At 62.3% G+C, this 23,293-nt stretch carries 15 protein-coding genes and 1 pseudogene; 14 read left to right on the forward strand and 2 right to left on the reverse strand.

Translation table 11 applies throughout. The features are described from left to right. Positions 1-422 precede the first annotated feature (422 nt). The 9 genes from HNR05_RS10030 (at position 423) to HNR05_RS10070 (ending at position 10,036) form a co-directional block, all read left to right on the forward strand. Positions 423-695 carry a hypothetical protein gene (locus HNR05_RS10030; RefSeq protein WP_179578879.1) on the forward strand — a complete coding sequence of 91 codons (273 nt, stop codon included), beginning with the start codon at positions 423-425 and terminating at the stop codon, positions 693-695. Next, positions 682-1,518, forward strand: coding sequence for a rhamnan synthesis F family protein (locus HNR05_RS10035; protein WP_246318382.1), 837 nt, complete (start codon positions 682-684; stop codon positions 1,516-1,518). The genes HNR05_RS10030 and HNR05_RS10035 overlap by 14 nt, the downstream gene beginning before the upstream one ends. Before the next feature lie 217 nt (positions 1,519-1,735). After that, on the forward strand, positions 1,736-3,580 hold the full coding sequence (locus tag HNR05_RS10040) for a glycoside hydrolase family 99-like domain-containing protein (protein ID WP_343062547.1): 1,845 nt from the start codon (positions 1,736-1,738) through the stop codon (positions 3,578-3,580). A gap of 75 nt (positions 3,581-3,655) precedes the next feature. Continuing rightward, positions 3,656-4,768 (forward strand): glycosyltransferase family 2 protein, encoded by a 1,113-nt coding sequence (locus HNR05_RS10045; protein ID WP_246318383.1) that lies wholly within the window; start codon positions 3,656-3,658, stop codon positions 4,766-4,768. 99 nt (positions 4,769-4,867) lie between these two features. Further along, positions 4,868-5,770, forward strand: a complete 903-nt coding sequence (locus tag HNR05_RS10050) for an ABC transporter permease (protein ID WP_179578881.1) — start codon at positions 4,868-4,870, stop codon at positions 5,768-5,770. Between the two features lie 21 nt (positions 5,771-5,791). Further along, complete coding sequence (locus tag HNR05_RS10055) at positions 5,792-7,030, forward strand: ABC transporter ATP-binding protein (RefSeq protein WP_179578882.1); 1,239 nt, start codon at positions 5,792-5,794, stop codon at positions 7,028-7,030. A 5-nt stretch (positions 7,031-7,035) separates the two neighbouring features. Further along, on the forward strand, positions 7,036-7,881 hold the full coding sequence (locus HNR05_RS10060; RefSeq protein WP_179578883.1) for a glycosyltransferase family 2 protein: 846 nt from the start codon (positions 7,036-7,038) through the stop codon (positions 7,879-7,881). Beyond that, positions 7,878-9,254 (forward strand): glycosyltransferase, encoded by a 1,377-nt coding sequence (locus HNR05_RS10065; RefSeq protein WP_218868863.1) that lies wholly within the window; start codon positions 7,878-7,880, stop codon positions 9,252-9,254. The genes HNR05_RS10060 and HNR05_RS10065 overlap by 4 nt, the downstream gene beginning before the upstream one ends. Next, positions 9,254-10,036: a glycosyltransferase family 2 protein gene (locus HNR05_RS10070; RefSeq protein WP_179578884.1), complete on the forward strand. Its 783-nt coding sequence runs from the start codon at positions 9,254-9,256 to the stop codon at positions 10,034-10,036. The genes HNR05_RS10065 and HNR05_RS10070 overlap by 1 nt, the downstream gene beginning before the upstream one ends. A 29-nt stretch (positions 10,037-10,065) precedes the next feature. Here HNR05_RS10070 and HNR05_RS10075 read toward each other — a convergent pair whose 3' ends face one another. Further along, on the reverse strand, positions 10,066-11,412 hold the full coding sequence (locus tag HNR05_RS10075) for a cell wall-binding repeat-containing protein (RefSeq protein ID WP_179578885.1): 1,347 nt from the start codon (positions 11,410-11,412) through the stop codon (positions 10,066-10,068). A gap of 227 nt (positions 11,413-11,639) precedes the next feature. Here HNR05_RS10075 and HNR05_RS10080 point away from each other — a divergent pair, with 227 nt between their 5' ends. The 5 genes and pseudogenes from HNR05_RS10080 (at position 11,640) to HNR05_RS10100 (ending at position 22,361) form a co-directional block, all read left to right on the forward strand. Then, positions 11,640-15,134: a cell wall-binding repeat-containing protein gene (locus HNR05_RS10080; RefSeq protein ID WP_179578886.1), complete on the forward strand. Its 3,495-nt coding sequence runs from the start codon at positions 11,640-11,642 to the stop codon at positions 15,132-15,134. 585 nt (positions 15,135-15,719) lie between these two features. After that, the gene (locus HNR05_RS10085) at positions 15,720-18,371 is read left to right on the forward strand and encodes a cell wall-binding repeat-containing protein (protein WP_179578887.1); all 2,652 of its coding nucleotides are present in this window, start codon (positions 15,720-15,722) and stop codon (positions 18,369-18,371) included. Between the two features lie 228 nt (positions 18,372-18,599). Next, the gene (locus HNR05_RS10090; protein WP_179578888.1) at positions 18,600-20,420 is read left to right on the forward strand and encodes a cell wall-binding repeat-containing protein; all 1,821 of its coding nucleotides are present in this window, start codon (positions 18,600-18,602) and stop codon (positions 20,418-20,420) included. Positions 20,421-21,399: 979 nt separating this feature from the next. After that, positions 21,400-21,641: pseudogene (locus HNR05_RS17950) on the forward strand (cell wall-binding repeat-containing protein); the annotation flags it as partial. 57 nt (positions 21,642-21,698) lie between these two features. Beyond that, positions 21,699-22,361, forward strand: coding sequence for a cell wall-binding repeat-containing protein (locus tag HNR05_RS10100; RefSeq protein WP_343062686.1), 663 nt, complete (start codon positions 21,699-21,701; stop codon positions 22,359-22,361). A gap of 56 nt (positions 22,362-22,417) precedes the next feature. Here the strand turns inward: HNR05_RS10100 and rfbA are convergent, their stop codons facing one another. Further along, positions 22,418-23,293 (reverse strand): glucose-1-phosphate thymidylyltransferase RfbA, encoded by an 876-nt coding sequence (gene rfbA, locus HNR05_RS10105; protein WP_179578891.1) that lies wholly within the window; start codon positions 23,291-23,293, stop codon positions 22,418-22,420.

The following is a 23,293-nucleotide window of genomic DNA, read 5'->3' on the forward strand; positions in this document are numbered from 1 at the left end:
CCCGTTGCGAGAACGACGGCGTCCCGCCGCGGCGAGCGCCCCGCACACACGATCGCGATGCTGGTGATGAACCCCGGCAGTAAAGGCAGCCCCTAACGCTCGGTCAGCGGAACCTAGTATCCGGCCACTTTCGTCGTCGCGATGGCCAGCGCTGGACCGAGCCCGCTCAGCACGGCGGACACGAACGGCTTGGCTAGAACCCAGGTCACCGCGAAAGAGGCGGGCGTGTAGATGTTTGCTCCCGTGTAGCCCTGATCGGGGAACGAAGCGTCGGGACGTTGGCCAGATCGTCGATGGAGACTCCCCAAGCACAGAAATCGGCTTGTGCGCGGACGTGCTCGCAAGCTGTGAAGCCTCTGAATGCCCACCGAAATAGCGGGGCTATCATCGACAAGTACATCCACAGAGATAGATCGGTTCACATGTCGATAGGCACCCCTCCGCCACCAAAGCTGGAAGACGAAGCGACATTGGCCTCCGAACTCCACGAAGCCAAGCTCGAGATTCGGGCGCTGCGCGCTCAACTTGCACGCACCGCACCAACAATAGACGACCTCCAGCGCCAGCTCGTCGCAGCACGCAAGCAGGGCGAACGCTACCGCCAACAGGTTGCTGCGCTGCGCCAATCCTCCTCCTGGAAAATCACCAAACCCTTGCGAGCGATTCGCCGCAGAGAAGCAAATGGCACGAACTAAGAAGAGCACAGCCAAGGCGCAACGGGTGCTCCCTCTTGCGATGTCGTCCGTCTGGTTTGAACGGGGGTCGAGATCCCTCCCCGAGACCGAGCGAGTCGCGATCATCGCTAGCTTTGCGCCCGACAACACGGTTTCTCGTTCCCTCGCCACGTTGACTCGCGAGCTGGAAAAGCACTCGTACACCGTCATCATCGTGCGGGCATCAGACACTACTGATCCTTTGATCTGGCCGGAGGACTATCCCGTACGTGCGACGATCGTGCGGAAATCAAATATTGGCTACGACTTCGGTTCGTGGGCTGTCGGACTCAAGCTTTTTCCGAGTGTTCGCCGCAAGAAGTTCGTCATTTTGGCTAACGACAGCCTGGTTGGGCCGTTCGGCGATCTCGACCAGCTGATCACGAGCTTTGAGAGCGCCACGACCAATGTGTGGGCGGCGACGAACACCGCCCAGATTCGCCCTCATGTGCAGAGTTTCTTCGTCGGCTACCGCGACGGTATCCTGAACGACCGATCGCTCCGTCAATTCTGGTCGAACGTTGCCGTAGAACCAGACAAGCAGCAAATCATCCAACGCTACGAGCTCGGCCTCAGCCAGCTACTTCTCGCCGAAGGACTCACGACTTCCGCCTGTTTCGAATCCGAACGTGTAGTGTCACAAGCTGAGAATCCAACGGTGGAGGGGTGGCGAAATTTGGTCAAGATTGGTTTCCCCTTCGTGAAACGCGAACTCATCACAAACTCATCCGTAGTCCCCGACGGCCAAGACGTCCCGGATGTCGTCCTCGAGCGCTTCGGCACCGACCCCCGCACGTGGCTCTAGGCCAGCGCCCAAGGAATACGAGACAATGACGATTACCCCACTTGGTCGAACAAGGAGCGTTCTCAGCCGCGGATTTGGCGTGCTCTCTCGCCTCCTGGCAAACCCGACACCTCCAGTGACAGAAACGGCGCATCCCGCGACATTCGATGCCTGGACCGCCCGCCGATCAAGCAAGTTGCGCCCGAGCGTCCCGCCCCAATGGCTGAATTCTCTTCGTGTGCCGGACTCACCCGCGCGGATTGCTGTCGTTCTACATGTCTTCTACACCGACCTGATCGGCGAGATTCTGGATGAGCTTCGGCACATTCCGGTGCCGTTCGACGTGATTGTCACGAACGCCAGCGGAACAGACCTGGAACTCGACACGACTCACCTTGAACTCATGTCGCACCTGACGGTGCTTGACGTCGCAAACCATGGCCGCGACATCCTGCCTCTCATTTCCGTGGCGAACGCCGATCTGCTTGAACCGTACGATCTTGTTCTGAAGATCCACACAAAGAAGAGCGAGTGGCGCGAGAATCACTCTGATCTCGGCGGGAGCGGCACCGAATGGCGCCGTGGTTTTCTCTCGGGGTTGTTGGGATCCCGCGCAACCGTCGAGAAGATTCTCGGCGAGTTTGCGTCGGATCCCAGCCTCGGCTTGCTCACGACCGACGGCAACGTACTCGGTCCGGAGTTCTGGGGAGGGGATCGTACGCTTGCCCGCGAGATTCTTCTTCGTCTCCAGCTCGAACTCGACGAAGAGTCTCTTCGTTTCGCAGCCGGATCAATCTATTGGGTGCGCGGATTCGTGCTTCAAGGATTGCGTGCCTTGAACCTTGACTCTGACGACTTCGACGCTGAAGCCGGGCAAGTCGACGGGACTACCGCTCATGCTGTCGAGCGGATTATCGGGATTCTCACGCTCGAGGCCGGCTATGAAACGCGCCAGATCTCCCAGCTGGCGCCCTCCGCACCAGATGCCTGGCGTCGCTATGAGACCACCCACCCGGTTCGTCCGCGCGCCCGCGTTGTTCCGTTCTACCTGCCCCAGTTCCACACCTTCCCCGAAAACGAGGCCTGGTGGGGTGCGGGTTTCACCGAGTGGTCGAATGTCGCGTCGGCCCAGCCGGTCTTCCGCGGTCATAATCAGCCGTTCCTGCCGGCCGAACTCGGGTTCTATGATTTGTCGAACGAAAACGTGCGCACCCGCCAGTACGAGCTTGCATCCACCGCGGGCATCGAAGGCTTCATGTACTACTACTACTGGTTTGCCGGTACGAAGCTGATGAACATGCCGGTCGACGACCTCTCGTTGGGCGACAATCACGAGCCGTTCTGCATCATGTGGGCAAATGAGAATTGGACTAGGCGCTGGGACGGGGGATCCGAGAACGTGCTGATCGCTCAGGACTACGACGAAGTTCCAGCGACCCAGTTCATTCACGACATCCTCCCGTTGATCACCGACCCCCGTTACATCCGCGTCGACAACAAGCCGCTCGTGTCCGTGTATCGGATTACCCAAATTCCCGACTACACAACTGTTCTGGCCTATTGGCGCCAAGTCGCTGTGGATGCCGGCCTCGACGGCCTTCACCTGGTCACCGTCGATGTGGGCCGGAGCATGGACGGCATCGACACAGATTTGTCCGCACACGGGCTCGATGCGTTTCTCGAGTTTGCTCCGCACAACCGCAAGTGGACTCCTCAAGATCGAGACGACCTCGGTGTCGACACACGATTCGAAGGCAACATCTTGAGCTACGCGGCCATGGCCGGCGGCTCAGAGCTGCAGTTGCTGGAGCCGATCGACGTGCAACGCTACCCCGGCGTCATGGTGAACTTCGACAACACGGCGCGACGCCAATGGCAGCCTGACCTCTGGTACGGCGCCAACCCATTCACATTCCGTCGCTGGTTGAACTCAGCGGTTTCCGCCGTGTCAGACCGCGATTTCGATCATCGTCTGGTTTTCATCAATGCCTGGAACGAATGGGCCGAAGGCGCGGTGCTCGAACCCTCGCAGCGTTTCGGTCGAACGTATCTGCTTGCAGTTCACGATGTTCTCTTTCGCTAAGCTCGGTCAACCCGCGTTGCCTGACCTCCTGCCCGCCAGTCGGCGCGCGTCATCTTTCAGAAAGTGCTGCATTCCATGAAACTTGCTATGACGCTGATGGTCCGCGATGAAGCCGACATCATTGCGTCCATGATCGAGCACCACCTGAATCAGGGCGTTGACATCATCATCGCCACTGACAATGGGTCGGCTGACGGTACGACTGAGATTCTTGAGCGGTACGCCGCTCACGGAGTAGTCGATCTGCGGCACGATCCAGTGCACCGTAAACAGCAGGGCGTCGTCGTGACGCAGATGGCCAGGGACGCCGCGACCATCCACGGGGCCGACTGGGTGATCAACGCCGACGCCGACGAATTCTGGATGCCGGTCAACCCAGCTTTGACGCTGCGTGAGGCCTTCGGAGGAATCGACCGCGGCATCCAATCGTTCACCGTTGATGTGATCGATATGACGGGCCCCCCGGCCATGGCTGGAACCGGGCTCCAACGCTTGATCTACCGCGACCAGCGCAGCATTGCAGAGCTCAACGCTGTGGGATTGCACGCCCATTCGACACACGATGCCGCTCATATCGGAGATCCTGAGATCACCGTCATTCAAGGAAACCACTTCGTGAGCCTGGCGAGCCTGGGGGCACCGGCCCCTGAGTTCGCGCTCGAAGTGCTGCATTTTCCGTGGCGCTCGTGGGCACAGTTCAGCCACAAGGTTGAGAACGCCGGCAAGGCGTACCTGAGTTCTCCGGATCTCAAACCGAGCCCCAATCACCACGGCATGCGTGATTTCAAGCGCCTTCAGAACGACACCCTGTTCCCTTCCTACTATTACAGGCACCCGTCCGACGACGAACTGCGCGACGGCACTGAATCGGGTTCGTTCGTTATCGATCGGCGGGTCGCCGATGCTCTGATCGGTTCGGTTCCTGATGTTGCAGTCGACGCCGCGCAGCATGAACGTGCGCTGGCCTACGGAAAGGTCATCATCGATCTGGAGAGTCGGGTGAAAGACCTGGAAGCTCAGGCCGTCACACAGGCAGAACGGGTCGGAAATTTGAGCACACAACTTGTGCACAGCCGTGAACTCGAAGCAGCAGTCAGCACCGAACTCGCGCGCTTCCGCAACCGAAAAGTTGTCCGCGTCATCGACAAAATTTCGCACGCGATGGTGCGAGGTAAGAGTTCGGAATAGCTGAGTTCCTGGTCTCGTCGTACCTCGCACACTCAGGGAGTCGACACAGCCCAACGACTATACTTGCGAAGTCCACACCCCCGGAATGAAGTGAAATTTATGTCTGCAGAAGAGCGTTTCACCGCCCTCGCACAGCAAAAAATGGTGACCGTCGGAGCGGGCCCGAGTTCAGATCGCGGACTCATCAAGTCGGTGCGTGAAGTCTTCGCCCACCGCGAGATGCTCTCGTTACTCGTTCGACGTGACCTCAAGTCCCGGTACAAAGACAGCGCACTCGGCTTTGTATGGAGCCTGATCCGGCCGCTAACTCAGCTCTTCATCTATTACGTCGTGATCGGTAAATTCCTCGGCGCTGAGCGCGGTATTCCCGAGTTCGCGATTTACGTGTACACAGGGCTGACCGCTTACGGCTTGCTCGGCGAAATCATCGGCAGCTCAACTTCGTCCATTGTCGGCAACAGCGGCTTGATCAAGAAGATCTACCTCCCGCGCGAAGTCTTCCCACTGGCCAGCACCGGCTCTGCCCTGTTCAATTTCGGGATCCAGCTGACGATCCTGCTTCTTGCAACCCTTGCCCTCGGCTCGTTCCCTCTCACCCCGGATCTCATCTACTTGATCCCCGCCTTCCTCGTTCTTCTCGTGTATGGGATGGCAGTCGGCTTTCTGCTCGCAGCGGTGAACGTGTACCTGCGCGACACCCAGTACCTTGTCGAGGTATTGCTCATGCTCGCCCTGTGGGCCTCCCCCGTTGTCTACTCCTGGTCAATGGTCAAGGGCATTCTCGGCGATGGAATCGCGTTGGCCATCTATACCAACAACCCGATCACGCTCGGAGTGCTCGGCTTCCAGCGAGCCCTCTGGACCGCGGGTGGCGCGACCGCAGAGTATCCCGACAATCTCATGCTCAGTCTGGGCGTCGCATTCGCGATCGGAGTCGCGTTGCTCGCGGTCTTCCACCGCGTCTTTGTGAAGCTCCAGGGCAACTTCGCGCAGGCACTCTGATCTGGCACGGTGAAAGAAGCAATGACCACGGTAGCAATTGACAGCGCGGCGTCGACCATAAACTCCCCCGATGTTGTACACGTCGAGAACGTCTCGAAGCGTTTCGTTTTGCGCAAGGACAACTCACTCAAAGAGCGTCTCGTCACATTCGGCCGGAGTGGACGTCGCCACAGCGAAGAGTTCTGGGCGCTCAAAGACGTCAACATCACGATTCAGGCCGGGCATACCGTTGCGCTGATCGGTCATAACGGATCGGGCAAAAGCACACTGCTCAAAGTGATCGGTGGCATCATCGATCCGACCTCCGGGAATGTCGCCCGCCGAGGCCGCATCGCCGCGCTGCTCGAACTCGGCGCCGGCTTTCACCCCGATCTGACCGGTCGCGAGAACGTCTTTCTGAACGCATCCATCATGGGTATGAGCCGCGCTGAAACAGAGTTGCAATTCGACGACATTCTCGGCTTCTCCGGCATCGGCGATTTCATCGACACCCAGGTCAAGTTCTACTCGTCTGGCATGTATGTGCGTCTCGCCTTCGCGGTGGCCGTTCACACCAACCCGGATCTCTTGCTCGTCGACGAAGTACTTGCCGTCGGTGACGAGGCATTCCAGCGCAAATGCCTCGACAAGATCCGTTCCTTCCAGGAGGAAGGCCGCACGATCGTTCTCGTCACCCACTCGCTCGGCCAGGTGACCGAGCTGTGCGACCGTGCGATTCTCATGAACAAGGGTGAGGTCGTTTTCGACGGCGACCCGCGTGACGCTGTCGCCGAGTTCCGCGACATCTTGGAAGATCGCCGCGTCGCCGAGGAAGCGGCAGCTCCCCACCCCGAATCGTTCGCTCCCCGCGAGGCCAAAATTCTCGCTGCCACAGCTCGCCCGAAATCTGGCGCGGTCGGCGAGAGCGTTAAGAACGGTGATGACATCGTGATCACCGTCGACCTTGATTTTCTCGCCGGGCCCGAAAGCTGGCTGTGTGGACTCCAGATCGATAACACACTCGGTCAGGTGGCGTACGGAACGACGACGAAGCGAATGGGCGTCGAGTTGGGCCGGATGTCCGGACCTCAAACAATCGAATTCACTCTGAAGGACACGGCGTTCGGCACCGGAAAGTACTTCGTCAATATCTCGTTGATCGATGACGCTGGGCGACATTTCGCCGACGTGCCACAGGCCTGCTCATTCGACGTAGCCACGAACCCGCTGGCGGTAGGAATGACCTACGCCGAACCGTCGTTCGCACTCGTGGAGCGCTAAACCCGATGGCTCATTCGCTACTCGTCGTCACAGTGACCTACAACACGGGCGAGACGCTTCGCGCGTTCCTTGACTCGCTCGCGCACGCCACCGAAACGACACCCGATGTCATCGTCGTCGACAACGCGTCGAAGGATCTCACTTTGGAGCGCAAGCTCACCGGCGAGCACGGCGCCCGACTCATCGAGCTGACCGAGAATCTGGGGTACGGCGCCGGTATCACTGCCGGAGTGAACGCTGCGGGCACCGACCACGACCTGCTCCTCATCACGAACCCCGACGTCACGTTCGCACCGGGCTCACTCGACCGGCTGATCGAGGCCGCGGCCCGCGTGCCCGCGGCCGGCTCACTCGGCCCGCGCATCTTGGACGCCGAGGGCGCGGTGTACCCGTCGGCACGCAACCTTCCGTCGCTGCGCACCGGCATCGGCCACTCCCTTTTCGGCCGCGTCTGGCCAAGCAACCCGTGGTCGCGCAGCTATCGGGCTGAACATGACTACGGCACGGACCAGCGCGACGCCGGCTGGCTGTCAGGCGCGTGCCTGATGCTGCGCCGCACGGCCTACGACGCCGTGGGCGGCTTCGACCCCAGCTACTTCATGTATTTCGAAGATGTCGACCTGGGCGCGCGCCTCGCTCAGTCCGGCTGGCGGAACGTCTATGTGCCGGCATCCGTTGTCACGCACACCGGTGCCCATTCGACGTCGAACAGCGCCAAGCGCATGGAACGCGTGCACCACGACAGTGCCTACCTCTACCTTTCACGCAAGTATTCAGGCTGGTACCTGGCCCCGGTGCGCCTCGCGCTGCGACTCTCGCTGTTCACACGCCAGTGGTGGGTGACCCGATGACCGCATCCGCCGAAATCGATTCCGCCCACAAATACTCGATCTTGATTGTGACGCCCGACACTGTTGGCGAGCGGATGGCCGGCCCCGCGATTCGCGCGTGGGAGATTGCCCGGGCGCTCTCCTCGACAGCGCACGTTCGTCTGGCTTCAACCGTCGGCGCCACGATCACCCATCCTGATTTTGAGGTGTACCACGCGGGCAAGGACGCTTTGCGGCCGCACGCCCTGTGGGCCGACGTCATCATCACGCAGGGGCATATCCTGCGCAGCCACCCGTGGCTGAAAGATCTCGACACGATCATCGTCGCCGACATCTACGACCCGCTACATCTTGAACAGTTGGAGCAGGGTAAGGACCTTCCAGAGGCCGACCGCTACGCGGTGGCTCTGGACGCGGTCGAGGTCATGAACGACCAGATGGAACGCGCGGACTTCATGCTCTGCGCCTCCGAGAAGCAGCGAGATTTCTGGCTCGGACAGTTGGCCGCTCTCGCACGCATCAACCCGTCGACATACGACCAAGATCCAAGTCTGCGCTCGCTGCTCGACATCGCCCCGTTCGGCATCGAAGACAACCCGCCGGTTCAGACGACCCACGGCATCCGTGGCGTGGTCGACGGCATTGGACACGACGACAAGGTGATCATTTGGGGCGGTGGAATCTATAACTGGTTCGACCCGATCTCACTGATCAAGGCCGTCAACATTGTCGCGGTCGCCCACCCCAACCTGCGGCTCTTCTTCTTGGGTGTCAAACACCCGAACCCGGATGTGCCGACCATGGCGATGGAGCTGCGCACGCGGGTGCTCGCCGACGAGCTGGGTCTGACCAACACGGTTGTCTTCTTCAACGAAACCTGGGTGCCCTATCGCGAGCGCGCTAATTTCTTGCTGGATGCCGACCTCGGCGTCAGCACCCACCTTGACCATGTTGAGACGGCATACAGTTTTCGCACCCGCATTCTCGACTATCTGTGGGCGTCGCTCCCGATCATCGCGACCGACGGCGACACCTTCGCCCCGATCATTCGTGACAACGGCTTGGGCGAGATCGTTCCTGCCGAAGATGTCGACGCGCTTGCCGCGGCGATCGAACGCCTCCTTTTCGATGAGGAACTCCTCGCCGCCACTTCGGCACGTGTGAAAACGTATGCCGTCGACCACACCTGGTCACGCATGCTCGACCCCCTCATCGCGTTCTGCGCCAACCCGCACAAGGCCGCCGACCGCGAGCGCGGTGTGATCTCGCAGCGCAACCAGATCGTCGCCGATCTGAACAAACGCATCGCGGGAATCGAATCAAGCTCGTCCTGGCGGTCGACCGCCTGGCTCCGGGCTCTGAGCGAGGGCGTGTCACAACTGAGGAAGCGCTAATGCCGCTGAAAGCCGCCGTCTGGCGGCAGTGCTTCCGCTTGTTTTCGCGCGGTTATTTTCGGCTCGAGCGTCGTATCGGCACCCCACTGTCCGACGCCGTTCCCCTTGTCATCTGCCTGTGGAACAGGCCGGAACGCCTTGCCGCCATTCTGGCCGAGCTCGGTGCCCAGGATGCCGCGGTTCCGTTGCGTGTGATCCTGTGGAACAATCAGCGCCGTGACCACGCGCGCTACCGGCGCGAGCTGCGAGAACTCGCGCCGAGCGTTGACCATGACCGGATGAGTGTCGAATTCGTCGGCTCCCCCGTCAACATGGGTGGTGTCGCACGCTTTTTCGTCGCGGCGATGGTGCGGCACGCGGGCTATCGTGGCCCGTTCATCATGCTCGATGACGACGAAGTGGTGCCCACCGACTTCGTCTCGCGGCTGCTCGCCGTCGCCGGCCCCCGCATCGTCGCCGGTTTTTGGTCGTTTCGTCTCGACGGATCGTATTGGAACAGGGAGATGTTGTCTGACGGCGAGCGCGCCGACTATGTCGGCACGGGCGGAAGCGTCTGTGACATCGACATTGTCGCTGAGCGCGACTTCTTTTCGACGCTGCCCACCCCTTATGCCTTCATGGAAGACCAATGGATGAGCCACTACGCCCAGTCACGCGGCTGGTCGCTCTCGAAGGTCGACGTCGACATCGAGTTCGTGCTCGATGAGACGAACCAGGCGCACGGCCTGGTGCATCTGAAAGAGGAGTTCTACACCTACCTGCACCGCGACGACGTGCGCTGAACCCCGCGCCACCGAGCGGCAGCCGTTCTTCAGGCGCGGGCGCAGTCGTAGTAGTGGATTGTGTAGCCCCGTACGATGTAGGTCCAGTACGCCTTGCGGGAGGCGTACTGCGCGTCCATAGTGTCGGTGATGCTTCCCCCGCCAAACCCCGGCCCATGCGAGCTGGAGTACGACACGCTTGAGCACCGACCGTAGGGGATATAACGGGTCATTTTGCCGAGGACTCGCGGCGGGCTCTCGGGGGGACGGGTGCCGCACTGGGTGAGGTTCATCACATCGGGGCCGAGCGTTTTCACCCCACCGACAATGCTGTACTTCGTCGCGGGACCACCTGACATCAGCATTGTCGACCAGATATCGAGGCAACTCGGGTGTGAGAGGTACAGGCTGGCTCCCCGCCGCCCCGCGATCACTCCGGCCGCCAGTGCATCCGGAAAATTGTAGGCAGTGACGACGAAACCCTCTGCCGCATTCGACGGCCCGTTCGACATCGCCGCCTGCGTGGCGAACCGGTCCTCTCCCGCATATCGCTCGATACTCCAGGGATTCGGGAGGGTGAGCACCTGCTTCTCGATGCCCTTACTCACCGCGTTCACGCCACCGACGATGTCGATACTGCTCGCAATAGTTGCGGCATAGGCCATAGTCGCTGCCGGGAGTGCGTCTTGTTTTCCGTCGACGACAAGCACCGGCGCGCCCCACTCTGCAGCCCTCGGGCCAATCAGGATGGCGTCTGCGAAGTCTCTGCCGGTGGCGATGAATGCCGATTCTGCCCCGGGAAAGAACCGCTTCGCGACTGCCAGCGACGTCTCATAGCGCGAACTGCCGCTGATGCGTTCCACCCGAGCGAGCTTCGTCAGGTCGGTCTCGACCTGGGCCGAGACGGCTGATCGTCCCCCGACGATGACTATATTCTTCGGTGCAAGACGCACAATCTCAGCACGTGTCACGGCCGGCAAGGCGTCCTTCTCGGTCATCAGAATGGGGCCGCCGAGCTTTGCCGCGGCGGGAACGGCCGAGAGGGCATCCGGAAAATCCCGCCCCGAGGTGATGACCACGATCGGGGTTCCCGGAGCGAACTCTGACTGGGAGAGCTTCACCGCGGTGGCGTGGCGATCAACACCCTCGACACGCGTGGTGCCCGCCCACTTCTTGCCGGCGTAGCGAAACGTCTCTTCTTCGCCGGGGACAGCGGCGGCTTGGGCGGGCCTCCCCGCCTCGACATTCTCTCGGGACTCTGGCTCGGCGGTCGTGGCCGTGCTGTCGCTCGTTCGCACCTCGACGCGATCCGAATCGGTGCCGGTGGAAGCGAAGCTCGGCTGCACGAACGAACAGCTCAGTGCGACGACGACGAGAACGATGAGCGAACGCAACATTGAAAACCCCCTGTGCCCGGCGAGGAGGATCTCGCCCGACGTGACGCTGTGTCGACACGCTCAGCCGACGGGCCATATCCCCCTGGCCCTCGAAAAGGGTACCAGGCCGTGTTCCCTCAGCCCGAATGGGGGTCACCGCGTGGGCCGGGACACGCGCAATTGTCAGTAGATTTGGAATTTCATACCGCGTCTGCCGTGGTGCGACCGCCCGAGATACGGAGAATTCCTTGCGACGACCCGACCGACGCGCGCCCCGCCCCATACCGCGGCTTGCACGAAGCATCGTCGCGGGGGCGCTCGGTACGCTGCTGCTGGTCGGCGCGTTCACCTCACCGGCCCTCGCCGAGGTGAGGCAACCGGCAGCGGGTGCGGGTGCGGGTGCGGGTGCGGGTGCTCCCAGCCTGACGACCGAACGCCTCGCCGCCTCGACAGTTGTGCAGGTTGCGGGCACCATCGTCGTCTACTCCGGCCAGGATGCGCTGCCCGGCGTCACCGAAACGACGATGCTTCCCGACGAGATTCGTCTCGTCACGGATGCCGGCGAATCGGTAGCGATCACCGGCGACGAAGCCGAGGGGCTCGCCACGGGCACCGAGGTCACCGGAACACTCAGTATTCCCGCTGCCGTGCTGGATTCACTCGCAGATCATTCCCCTGAGCTTCTCGACAGCCGCACCCAGAGAACGTCATCGAACTCGGTCGACGGCGATTCTGCGCTCGGGCAGCAGATTCTCGCTGCGGCGAACACACTTGCGGAGCCGCTTGAGCTCTCCGATCTGACGGCGACGGCCCCCACCGTCGCAGCCGCCGCCCCGGTCATGGCGCACACGTTTGACGTCGTCGTGGTGACTCTTCCCAGCGACCCGACCGCGAGCGTGCTCGATGACCCCGGAATCGACACGCTGGTGCAGGCCCTCAGCACTTTCTGGCAGTCGCAATCGGGCGGACAGATCAGTGGTATCTCCCGGCCGAATGCAATCCAACGGATTGTGTCGGCGGCGGCGTGCGACCCTCAAACGTTCTGGACCGAAGCGGCGACGAAATTCGGCGCGACACCAATTTCTTACTGGAACAGCCGCGAGGGCCGCCACCTCGTGGTGCTTGCGCCGCAGTCCTGCGGGGGCGGCAGCGGCCTGGGCAGCGTGGGGTCGTCACCGTTCGGCTCCCCGATCCACCAGGGCGGAGTGGGCTGGTCAAGCTACAACTCCACGGTCGGCCTGCAGACCGTCGCCCACGAGTTCGGTCACAACCTGGGCCTGCAGCACTCGAACACGCTCACCTGTCGCAATCCCCTGGTCACGAGTGAGATCAGCCTTAGTGGCTCTCTGATCGACCCCTGCGTGGTCAATCCGTACCGGGACTACTACGACCTAATGGGCGCGGGTCTCAGCGTCAACGGCCAGTCAAATGCACAGTTGACGGCACTGAACGTGACTCACAAGTACAGACTTGACCTGCTCAACCCCAGCGAGCTCATCCCTGTCGGCTTCTCGGCGGCATCCGCCGGCACGCAGTCACGCACCATATCCATGGCTTCCGCGGCCTCCGGACCCCGCGGGCTTGCGATCACGGACCCCCGAACCGAGGCGAAGTACTTCGTGGAATACCGCTCGGGTACCGGCATTGACAGCGGCGCAACCTATACCTTTGGCTTTTCCAGTCTGTACGCACCCGGCGTGCGGGTTCTCGCGCTTCAGCGCGACAACAGCTCGATTGTACTTGCGAAGCCGAGCTCTGACCCCACCACAACTGACATTCCAACGGACCGCCCGTTCTATCTCACGGCTGGCGAAACGCTTACTCTTCTGCCCGGACTCAGCGTACGCGTCACGTCGATCGCCGGAGGCAGCGCAACGATTGCCGTCGACTACACCCCCGAACCGCTGTCGGTCCGAAGCTCGGCTCCGTACATCGAGGGGCTTGCTGAAGTCGGTCAGGAACTCAGTGCCGCGCTCGAACGCGGCCGATGGGCTCCCTTTGATGTCTCACTCGCCTACAGCTGGTTGCGTGATGGCACGGCGATCCCCGGTGCGAACTCGTCGCTTTATACGCCGACCGCGAGCGACCTTAACGCTCGTTTGTCAGTTACCGTGACCGGAACTCGCACGGGATATGCCAGCGTGAGCCGCACCTCCGAGCCCACCGGTGCCGTTTCATCCGAACTTCTGGAGCTCAGCCCGGCACCCGTCTCACTGACCGGAATCTTGAGAGTCGGAGAAGTGCTGACGGCAGAGCACGCCGCATGGGCGCCCGCCCCAGTGGACCTGACCTACGCCTGGTTTTCGAACAGCGAGCAGATTCCTGGTGCCACGGGCCAGAGCTACACCCTGACGACGGCCGATATTGACACATGGATTCTGGTGAAGGTCACCGGCGTGAAGCCTGGATACCGCTCGATCTGGCGCGGGAATTCTGCGGGACCAATTCTTCCGATCCCTCTGCTCCAGATCACCCCCGCGACCCCGAGCATCACCGGGACCACCACCGAGGGTGCTGTTCTCACGGCGAACCGCGGCCAGTGGCTACCGACATCCGTCAATCTGACGCAGCACTGGCTTCGAAATGGAACTGAAGTCGCCGGCGCCACGTCGACCACCTACACGCTGACAGCGGCGGATGTCGGCCGCCGTATCAGCGTGGCCGTCACTGGCTCGTTGGTTGGCTATGCAACGGAGACGACGACGTCGAGACAGACCAGTGTCATTTCCGCCAAGGCCGTCACGCCCACACCCACACCCACACCCACACCCACACCCACACCGACGACGACGCCCACACCAAAGCCAACGCCCACACCTACGCCAACGCCGCCGGTCGGCTGGAAGCCGAGCGTCGATCGCATCTCCGGCTCCGACCGTTACTCCACATCGGTTGCGATCTCGAAGGCTGGATTCACCCGCACCGCCCCGGTCGTCTACATCGCGACCGGCACTAACTACCCGGATGCTCTCGGTGCGGCCCCAGCCGCAACGAAAGAGGGTGGGCCCCTGCTTCTCACGATGTCGTCCGCGCTGCCGCCGGTCGTCAAGGTCGAAATCCAACGGCTGAAACCGAAGAAGATTGTCGTCGTCGGCGGCGCATCCGCTGTGTCGGCCGACGTGCTAGTCGAACTCAAGAAGCTCTCGAGCACCGTCATTCGCATTGCCGGCGCCGATCGGTTTGAGACAGCCCGCAAGGTCGTCAGCCAGGCGTTCGGCGACGGCGCGTCCGGGGCCTTCGTCGCCACGGGACTGAACTACCCCGACGCGCTGTCAGCGTCGGCCGCGGCCGGAGCGAAGGGCATTCCCGTCGTGCTCGTCAATGGAAGTGCCAGCACCGCAGACGCCGCCACACAAGCCTTGCTTGCACGACTTGGGGTGACCTCGATCAGCATCATCGGCGGGGACCGAGCCGTCTCCCCCGGCATCGCCCAGGCGCTGGCCCGCACCGGAAACGTCACCCGCATTTCCGGCAGCGATCGCTTTGAGACCTCTCAACAGGTCAACAGAGCGGCGTTCACGAAGGTGCAACGCGCCTACTTCGCAACCGGATTCCAGTTTCCTGACGCCCTAGCTGGCGCAGCCCTGGCCGGCTCGAAGGGCGCACCGCTCTACGTCGTGCAACCAGGTTGTGTCCCGGCCGGAATCCACGCCGACCTCACGGGTTTCGCCCCCTCTCGCCTGACCCTGATCGGCGGGGCCTCCGCGCTGAACGAAAAGGTGGCTGCCCTTAAGCGCTGCTGACCCGCGAGTGAGAACCCGTTGATCGAGCGAGATCCGTTGATCGAGCGAGACCCGTTGATCGAGCTCGTCGAGATCCTGGGGGCACGTCCCGACTCTGGGGCACTGGGTCTCGACAGGCTCGACCAACGGACGAGTCGAAGCCCGAGAACAGGACGCCGGGTCTCGACAGGCTCGACCAACGGACGAGTCGAAGCCCGAGAGCAGGACGCCGGGTCTCGACAGGCTCGACCAACGGACGAGGCGAAGCCCGAGAGCAGGACGCCGGGTCTCGACAGGCTCGACCAACGGGAGAGGAGAGTCCCGAGAGCGGGGCACTGGGTCTCGACAGGCTCGACCAGCGAGAGAGGCAGGTTCCAACGGCGGATTGCGTGAAAGGCACAAAATTACACGCTCGAATTGGGGGGCATGTTGTTCAATAGGTCGCCTGTGCCGCCGACTCAGTTCGGTAGACTTCTGGGAATACCGGGGGGAATCATGACACGCATGGTGCAGTTGCCCGTTCGACGCATCGATGGTGTCGACAGCATTTGCCACTCTGCTCCCCTCGCCGGCTTCCCACACGCCCCCCGAGAAGAGAGCATTCGTATGCCAAAACCCGGCCGCAAGGCTTTAACCGCGCTCCTGACGACCGTCATGGTCCTCGGAGCCTCAGCAATGCCGGTTCACGCCGTCGAATCGACGCCGGAACCCGCCCGTGACATTCCGACCGCGGCCGACGCCGCGCTGGGTGCCACCGCCGAGGAGCTCGACGAGAGCTTTACCGAGGCTCCCGTCGAGACCGAGCCGTCACCGGATGCCGCGGTGCCGGTCGACGCTGCCGCCACCGTTCCCGTCATCGTCGAACCCACGCCGGGAGCATTCGTTGACGCCACCACGGCCGTGCACGTCGAGGGAACCCTCACAGTCGCGTCGGGCCTGGTCGAGGTCGCCGATGAGGCTCGCACCGAATCTGCTGACGCCGTCATCCTGCGCACGAATTCCGGTCTCTTCATCGAGGTCACCGGCGCGCTCGTCGAAGACGCAGTCTCGGGAACCGCCTTCTCGGGCACCGTTGCCGTTCCGGCCGAGTCGGCGGCGGCCGTAAACCTGGCCGTCGCAGCGTCGTTCGGCACCGCTCGCGTTCTGGGGGCATCGCCCCTGTCGGCCACCGACCTGGCCGATGCAGTGATCGGCGCCAGCGCCGAGACGAACACCGTGCTCACCGTCGTTGCGGCCACGATGGCCCTTCCGGAGGTCGCTGCAGCGAAGGCTCCGAAGGCGCACACGGCCGACGTCGCAATCATCACTAAGGCGGCCACAACCCCCACCTCGTCGAAGCCCCTCACCGATTCCGGCGTCACAACGATGATCTCGAAGCTCAGCACTTACTGGCAGACGCAGTCCGGTGGACAGATCACCAGTCTGACGCAGCCAGGCGCGGTCAAGCGCTTCACGATGACTGACCCGTGTGCCTACGTCAAGACCTGGGAAGAGTCTTTCAAACGCTTCGGAGATGCCTCGGGCAAGAAGTACTTCAACGGTTCCGGCCGTCACCTGATCGTGCTCGTTGCCACCGAATCCGGAACCTCGTGCTCCGACGGCACCGGCTGGGGAACCGTCGGCGGACAGGTTCACGAGGGCGGGGTCACCTGGGTTCCGTTCGGGACCAAGTTCGGTCAGCACGCCCAGACCCACGAGATCGGCCACAACCTCGGCCTCAACCACTCCCAGTCGCACACCTGCACGGGTGCAGTTGTCGAAGGTAAGGAAGGTAAGTACAACAGCTTCACCCCAGACACTTGCATCGATAGGGTCTACGCCGACGCCTACGACGTCATGGGCGGCAGCACCTCCGTGCAAGGCTCGGGCAGCACCGTCTACCTCAACGCTCAGGTTCCGGCGCTGAACGTGGCGCAGAAGTCTCTGCTCGGCGCGATCAGCTCCGCCGATGTGCCCACGGTGAAGCGCACGGTCACGCTCGGTACGACTACGAAGAGCTACACCCTGAACCCGATCTCGGCCAATTCCGGTGTTCGGGGCCTGAAAGTGATCGACCCCGACACCAACGAGAGCTACTACATTGAGTACCGCTCGGGAACCGGAATCGACACCGGCGCGCTGTATACGCAGGACCTGACCTGGAACTGGGCTCCCGGAGTGCGCGTTCTTCGCATCCGTGCCGATGAGACCACGGCCGTGCTGACGAAGCCAGAACCCGTGGACGACGACCGTCGCGCACTGGCATTGGCCACCGGCCAGTCCCTCACCGGCCGCTCGGGCAAGCTCACCGTCAAGACCACGGCGATGAACAGCACCTCCGCGACCGTCAGCATTTCGCTCGGTAGCGGTGCCCCGGCACCGTCGGTCAGCCGCATTTCGGGTGACGACCGCTACACGACATCCGTGGCGATCTCGAAGGCCGGCTTCCCGACATCGGCCAATGTCGTCTACGTGGCGACCGGCACGAATTACCCGGATGCGCTCGGCGCGGCTCCCGCCGCGACCAAGGAGGGTGGGCCGCTGCTGCTCACGCCACCGAACGCGCTGCCGCGCGCAGTCGAGCTCGAGATCAATCGACTGAAGCCGACGAAGATCGTCGTCGTTGGTGGAACATCCGCCGTGTCCAACACGGTGTTCAACAAACTCAAGACGCTGGCGAAAACCACGGTTCGGTTGGCCGGATCCGACCGCTTCGACACGTCGCGCAAGGTGATCGCTCACGCGTTCACGACCACGACCCCGTCGGCGTATGTCGCAACCGGTTTGAACTACCCTGACGCGCTGTCGGCCTCTGCTGCCGCTGGCGCCAAGGGTTTGCCGGTATTCCTCGTGAACGGTGGCGCCGCCTCAGTCGACGCTGCCACCACCAAGATGCTCAAGGACAAGAAGGTGACCCAGCTCAGTGTTGTAGGTGGGACCGGCGCTGTCTCTGCCGGTATCGCCACGGGCCTCGGCAAGATCAGCTCCGTCGTTCGCATCTCAGGCAAGGACCGCTTCGAAACCTCGCAGAAGATCAACAAGGCTGCCTTCGGCTCGGCACCCCGTGTCTACTTCGCAACCGGATTCCAGTTCCCCGACGCCCTTGCGGGCGCGGTGCTGGCCGGCTCGAAGCGCGCACCGCTCTACGTGGTGCAGCCGGGCTGCGTTCCTGCCGCCATTCGCTCTGACCTCTCCACCTACAAGACCACCTCGGTCACACTGATCGGTGGAAAGAGCGCACTGAACGCGGGAGTGGAGACAATCACCGCCTGCAAGTAACCAGCACGACCACAGGCCCCCGGTTCGATTCTGAACCGGGGGCCTGTTCGTTGCCCGCCGGAACACAGGATTGCACCACCCCCGAACTGGGGTCACATTTGCATCCTTTCGGCGCTGGGCAACGATTCTCGATCAGTAGGCTCGAGATAGATACCGGGGGGAATCAAGCCGCTTGTGCGCTTCAGGCTTCTCTCCGGCGAGTCACCCGCTCCGAGAAGAAAGCACTCCATGCACCCTGCACCCTCACCCACGACTCGACCTCATCGTGCGCTTTCGTTGCTCGTCGCCGTAACAAGCCTGGCCCTCGTCTTCGGCTCAGCTGCCGCACCAGCATTTGCTGCATCCGACGAGCCGACTGCGCCCACCTCTGCCACAACGGCTACAACGCCGCGTGACGATGACGCTTCAACCGCTCCGGTTGAGGAAACCCAAGCGGGTGTCGCTGCTGCGGGCACCGCACTCTCGACGATCTCTGGCTCGGTTGTCGACCCGCAGGGCAAGCCGGCCGGCGACGGCATCTACATCAAGCTGATGATCCAGGATGCCGCGTCGGGCAACTGGTCGTGGCTTCCTGATCTTGTTACCGCACCGCGCAACGGCTCGTACACACTGAACAACGTTCCGGCCGGAGCCTACCGATTGGGCCTTCAGGATTTTTTGGGTCTCCCCGTTCCTGCCGCTACCGTTTTCTGGCCGAATTCCGCGACTGTTGACGAGGCCTCCGACATCGAAGTTCTGGCCGGCACCGCCCTCACCGGCATGGACTTCGTGTTGACATTGGGCGCCACCGTTGCCGGCCAGGTTGACGCACGCAACGCGGCCGGTGCGCTCCGCCCCCTTCCGTCGGGCGTTCAGGTCGTGGCAACTGTCTACGAAAAGAACCGCGGCGTCTGGAATAAGCGGGCTGATCGCTTGTCGGCCAGAGTCAACGGCACAGCCGGCTACACGCTCACCGGGCTCCCCGCCGGAACCTACCGCATCGGATTCAGCGACAGCGCTGACGGCACGGGGCTGTATCGCGAGCAGTTCTGGCCGGGCAAATCCTCAGTTACTGACGCGACCAGCTTCACCGTCGTTGCCGGCGAGAAAAAGACTGCGTTCAACGCGACGATGATTCTGAAAAGCAAAACAGTGCCCGCTCCCACGGTGAAGCGAATTTCGGGGGCAGACCGGTATTCCACGTCGGTCGAACTCTCACAGTCGCGGTTTTCTCCCGACAACCTTCGCGGCATCACCGTCTACATCGCCACCGGAGTGAACTATCCCGATGCACTCGCCGCAGCCCCCGCAGCGACCCGGGAATACGGCCCGCTCCTTCTGACACTTCCCACTTCGCTGCCCGCGGTCGTCAAGGCCGAGATCAAACGGCTGAAGCCGGCCAAAATCGTCGTTGTGGGCGGCAAGGCCGCGGTCTCCGAATCGGTGTTTTCCGATTTGAAGAGCCTGTCCGGTAATGTCATTCGCGTTTCCGGAGCCGATCGCTTCGAAACCGGGCGCAAGGTTGTGACCCAGGCGTTCGGCACCGAGGTAACCTCTGCCTACATTGCGACCGGGTTGAACTATCCCGACGCGCTCTCGGCCTCGGCCGCCGCCGGGTCATCCCGGGTTCCCGTGATCCTTGTCAACGGCAACGCACAGAGCGTCGACTCCGCGACGAAAGCGCTCATCGTGAAGCTCAAGGCGAAGAACCTCACCCTCGTCGGTGGGACGTCTGCAATTTCAGCGGGGCTGGCCACCTCGCTGAAGAGTATCGCAGCCGTCGATCGCCTCTCAGGCAGCGACCGCTTTGAGACATCCCGGCAGGTGAACAAGGCCGCCATTCAAACCCGCAGCGACGTCTACTTCGCAACCGGCTTCCAGTTTGCCGACGCGCTGGCGGGCGCCGCGATTGCCGGGTCTCACGGGGCACCACTCTATGTTGTTCCATCGGGATGCGTCCCCGCGTCGATCAAGGCCGACCTGAACACGTATGCAGCAACATCCGTCACCCTGATCGGCGGCAAGAGTGCGTTGGGTGCTGGCGTGGAAACCCTCAGCGCTTGCAAATAGTTCGTTAGGAACGAAAGCCCCCGGTTCAATTCCGAGCCGGGGGCCCGCACCTCGCCGCGGCGTCATCTGATCCCGAGAAGAATGCTTTCTCATGCCACATGCTTCCCTCACCCCTCGACGTCGTCGAGCGCTTTCACTGATCGTCGCGGCCACGAGCCTGGCAATCGTGCTGGGATCCGTCGCCGCGCCAGCGATCGCCGCGACCGACGAACCGGGTGCGCCGATTGAGTCGAGCGCGCCCGTCGAGCCGGCAGCGCCCACTGCCCCGATTGCGCCGGAGACACCGGTTGACGGCGTCGCACCTGTCGAGGGGTGGGCGAGCGTATCCGCAACAACGATCTCTGGATTGGTCAAGGATCGTGCGGGCAAGCCGATTTCTGACGGACCCTTCGCGTATCTGATGGGCATGGAGGCCACCTCTGGTCGCTGGAAAGAGATCATGGGAAGTGGCGTTGCAATCAAGAACGGCGCGTACACGCTCACGAACGTTGAGCCCGGAGCGTACCGGCTCGCGTTTCGTCAGTTGTCAAATGAGTACGCGACATATGGCGCGGCATTTTGGCCGACCTCGACAACGGCCGAGGCCGCGCGCGATGTCGTCGTGACTGCGAACACTCCGATGACCGGCAAGGACATTGTTCTCGCTCCGGGCGCGGCCATCAGCGGCCTGGTCGATGCTCGTACCAGCTCCGGGATGCTGCGCCCCCTGCCACGCGGCGCCTCAATTCGGGCCACAATCTACGAGAAGCTCGACGGCACATGGCAGAGGCGGGCTGATGACTTCACAAGCATGGTCGACTTCCCGTATCTGCCGCCGGGGTACGTTCTCTCGGGCCTTCCCGCCGGAACGTACCGTGTCGGCTTTAGCGACTCTTCCAGCCCCTACCGCGACCAGTTCTGGCCCGGCACAGACACCATTGAGACGGCCACAAGCATCACCCTCACCGCGGGACAGACGAAGGCCGCCACCAACGCGACAATGATCTTGAAGAGCACAAAGCCCGTGGTTCTCACGGTCAACCGAATTTCGGGCAAAGACCGATATTCCACGTCGGTGGAGCTTTCGAAGTTCAACGGCAGATATGCCCAAACCGTATATATCGCCACCGGCACGGATTACCCGGATGCACTTGCAGCGGCCCCGCTGCTCGTAAACAGGCCGCGCCCCTTCTCCTCACGATGCCCACCGCGCTTCCGGCCGTTGTAAAGGCCGAGATCCAGCGGTTGGAAGCCAAGAAGATCATCGTCGTCGGCGGCAAGTCAGCGGTCTCGGATGGGGTGATCGCGGAGTTGAAGACTCTGGCCCCGAGCGTCGTTCGAATCTCAGGTGCCGACCGTTTTGAAACCGCACGCAAGGTCGTCGACAATGCGTTCCCCGGCACCGTAGCGTCGACATACGTTGCAACGGGACTCAACTTTCCCGATGCTCTTTCGGCAGCTGCCGCGGCAGGTTCGTTGAGCGTTCCCGTCGTGCTCGTCAACGGCAGCGCCACAAGCGCCGACGCAGCGACACAAAAGCTGCTTACGCGCCTGAAGCCGTCGACTCTGCGCATTGTCGGAGGAAACTCCGCGGTCTCGGCTGGCGTCGCGTCATCGCTCAAGAAGTTCGGCACCGTCACTCGCTACTCCGGTGCGAACCGGTTCGAGACGTCTCAGCAGGTGAACAAGAGCGCAATCCAGAAGGCCACCGGGGTCTTCTTCGCGACCGGGTTCCAGTTTCCCGATGCGCTGGCGGGGGCTGTCGTTGTCGGCGCGCGAAAGTCGCCACTGTATGTCGTTCAGCCGGGCTGCGTTCCCGCATCGATCACGGCGGATCTGGTTGCGTATGAGGTTGACGCTGTGACCTTGATCGGCGGCGCCGGCGCTCTCTCTGACGAGGTGGGCAAGCTCGCCGGTTGCTCAGTTCGCGGCATCCGCTCACAGGGGGCGGGAGAGACGTAAAAACGACCGTCGATTGACATCGACGGTCGTTTTTACGTGACTCAGAAGGGCGTGAGCTACGCGCCCTGCTTCTGGGCGATCAGGTTCTTCAGGTAGCGACCGTAGCCGCTCTTCACGAGGGGCGTGGCGAGCGTGTCGAGCTGCGCATCGTCGATCCAGCCGGCACGCCAGGCGATCTCTTCAATGCAGCCGACCTTGAAGCCCTGACGGTCTTCGATCACGCGCACGTACTCGGAGGCCTGCATCATCGACTCGAATGTTCCCGTGTCGAGCCACGCCGTGCCACGGTCGAGAACCTGCACGTGCAGGGTGCCCTGTTCGAGGTAACGCTCGTTGATCGTGCTGATCTCAAGCTCGCCGCGTTCACTCGGCTCGATGGTCTTGGCGATCTCGACAACCGAATTGTCGTAGAAGTAGAGGCCGGGAACCGCGTAGTTGCTCTTCGGCTGTGTCGGCTTTTCTTCGATCGACAGCGCCGTCATGTTCTCGTCGAACTCGACGACGCCATACGACGTGGGATTGCTCACGTGGTAGGCGAAGATGCGCGCGCCCTCGAGCTTGTGATTGCCGCGCAGCGACGTGCCGAGACCCGCACCATGGAAGATGTTGTCGCCAAGAACCAGGGCGACGCTCTCGTCGCCGATGAACTCTTCACCGATGATGAACGCCTGCGCCAGGCCGTCCGGCGAGGGCTGCACGGCATACTCGATGCGGATGCCGAGGTCGGAACCGTCGCCGAGCAGAGCACGAAACTGGTCGTTGTACTCGGGCGTGGTGATGATCAAGATCTCATTGACGTCCGCCATCATGAGCGTCGACAGGGGGTAGTAGATCATGGGCTTGTCATAGATGGGCATCAGCTGCTTCGAGATGCCCTTGGTGATGGGCCACAAGCGCGTACCGGATCCCCCGGCCAGAATAATTCCCCGCAT

The organism is Leifsonia psychrotolerans (genome assembly GCF_013410665.1).
GTDB lineage: Bacteria > Actinomycetota > Actinomycetes > Actinomycetales > Microbacteriaceae > Cryobacterium > Cryobacterium psychrotolerans_A.

Coding starts and splice junctions, on each gene's coding strand:
- HNR05_RS10030 (WP_179578879.1), top strand. CDS start 423: ATGTCGATAGGCACCCCTCCGCCACCAAAGCTGGAAGACGAAGCGACA.
- HNR05_RS10035 (WP_246318382.1), top strand. CDS start 682: ATGGCACGAACTAAGAAGAGCACAGCCAAGGCGCAACGGGTGCTCCCT.
- HNR05_RS10045 (WP_246318383.1), top strand. CDS start 3,656: ATGAAACTTGCTATGACGCTGATGGTCCGCGATGAAGCCGACATCATT.
- HNR05_RS10050 (WP_179578881.1), top strand. CDS start 4,868: ATGTCTGCAGAAGAGCGTTTCACCGCCCTCGCACAGCAAAAAATGGTG.
- HNR05_RS10055 (WP_179578882.1), top strand. CDS start 5,792: ATGACCACGGTAGCAATTGACAGCGCGGCGTCGACCATAAACTCCCCC.
- HNR05_RS10060 (WP_179578883.1), top strand. CDS start 7,036: ATGGCTCATTCGCTACTCGTCGTCACAGTGACCTACAACACGGGCGAG.
- HNR05_RS10065 (WP_218868863.1), top strand. CDS start 7,878: ATGACCGCATCCGCCGAAATCGATTCCGCCCACAAATACTCGATCTTG.
- HNR05_RS10070 (WP_179578884.1), top strand. CDS start 9,254: ATGCCGCTGAAAGCCGCCGTCTGGCGGCAGTGCTTCCGCTTGTTTTCG.
- HNR05_RS10075 (WP_179578885.1), bottom strand. CDS start 11,412: ATGTTGCGTTCGCTCATCGTTCTCGTCGTCGTCGCACTGAGCTGTTCG.
- HNR05_RS10085 (WP_179578887.1), top strand. CDS start 15,720: ATGCCAAAACCCGGCCGCAAGGCTTTAACCGCGCTCCTGACGACCGTC.
- HNR05_RS10090 (WP_179578888.1), top strand. CDS start 18,600: ATGCACCCTGCACCCTCACCCACGACTCGACCTCATCGTGCGCTTTCG.
- rfbA (WP_179578891.1), bottom strand. CDS start 23,293: ATGCGGGGAATTATTCTGGCCGGGGGATCCGGTACGCGCTTGTGGCCC.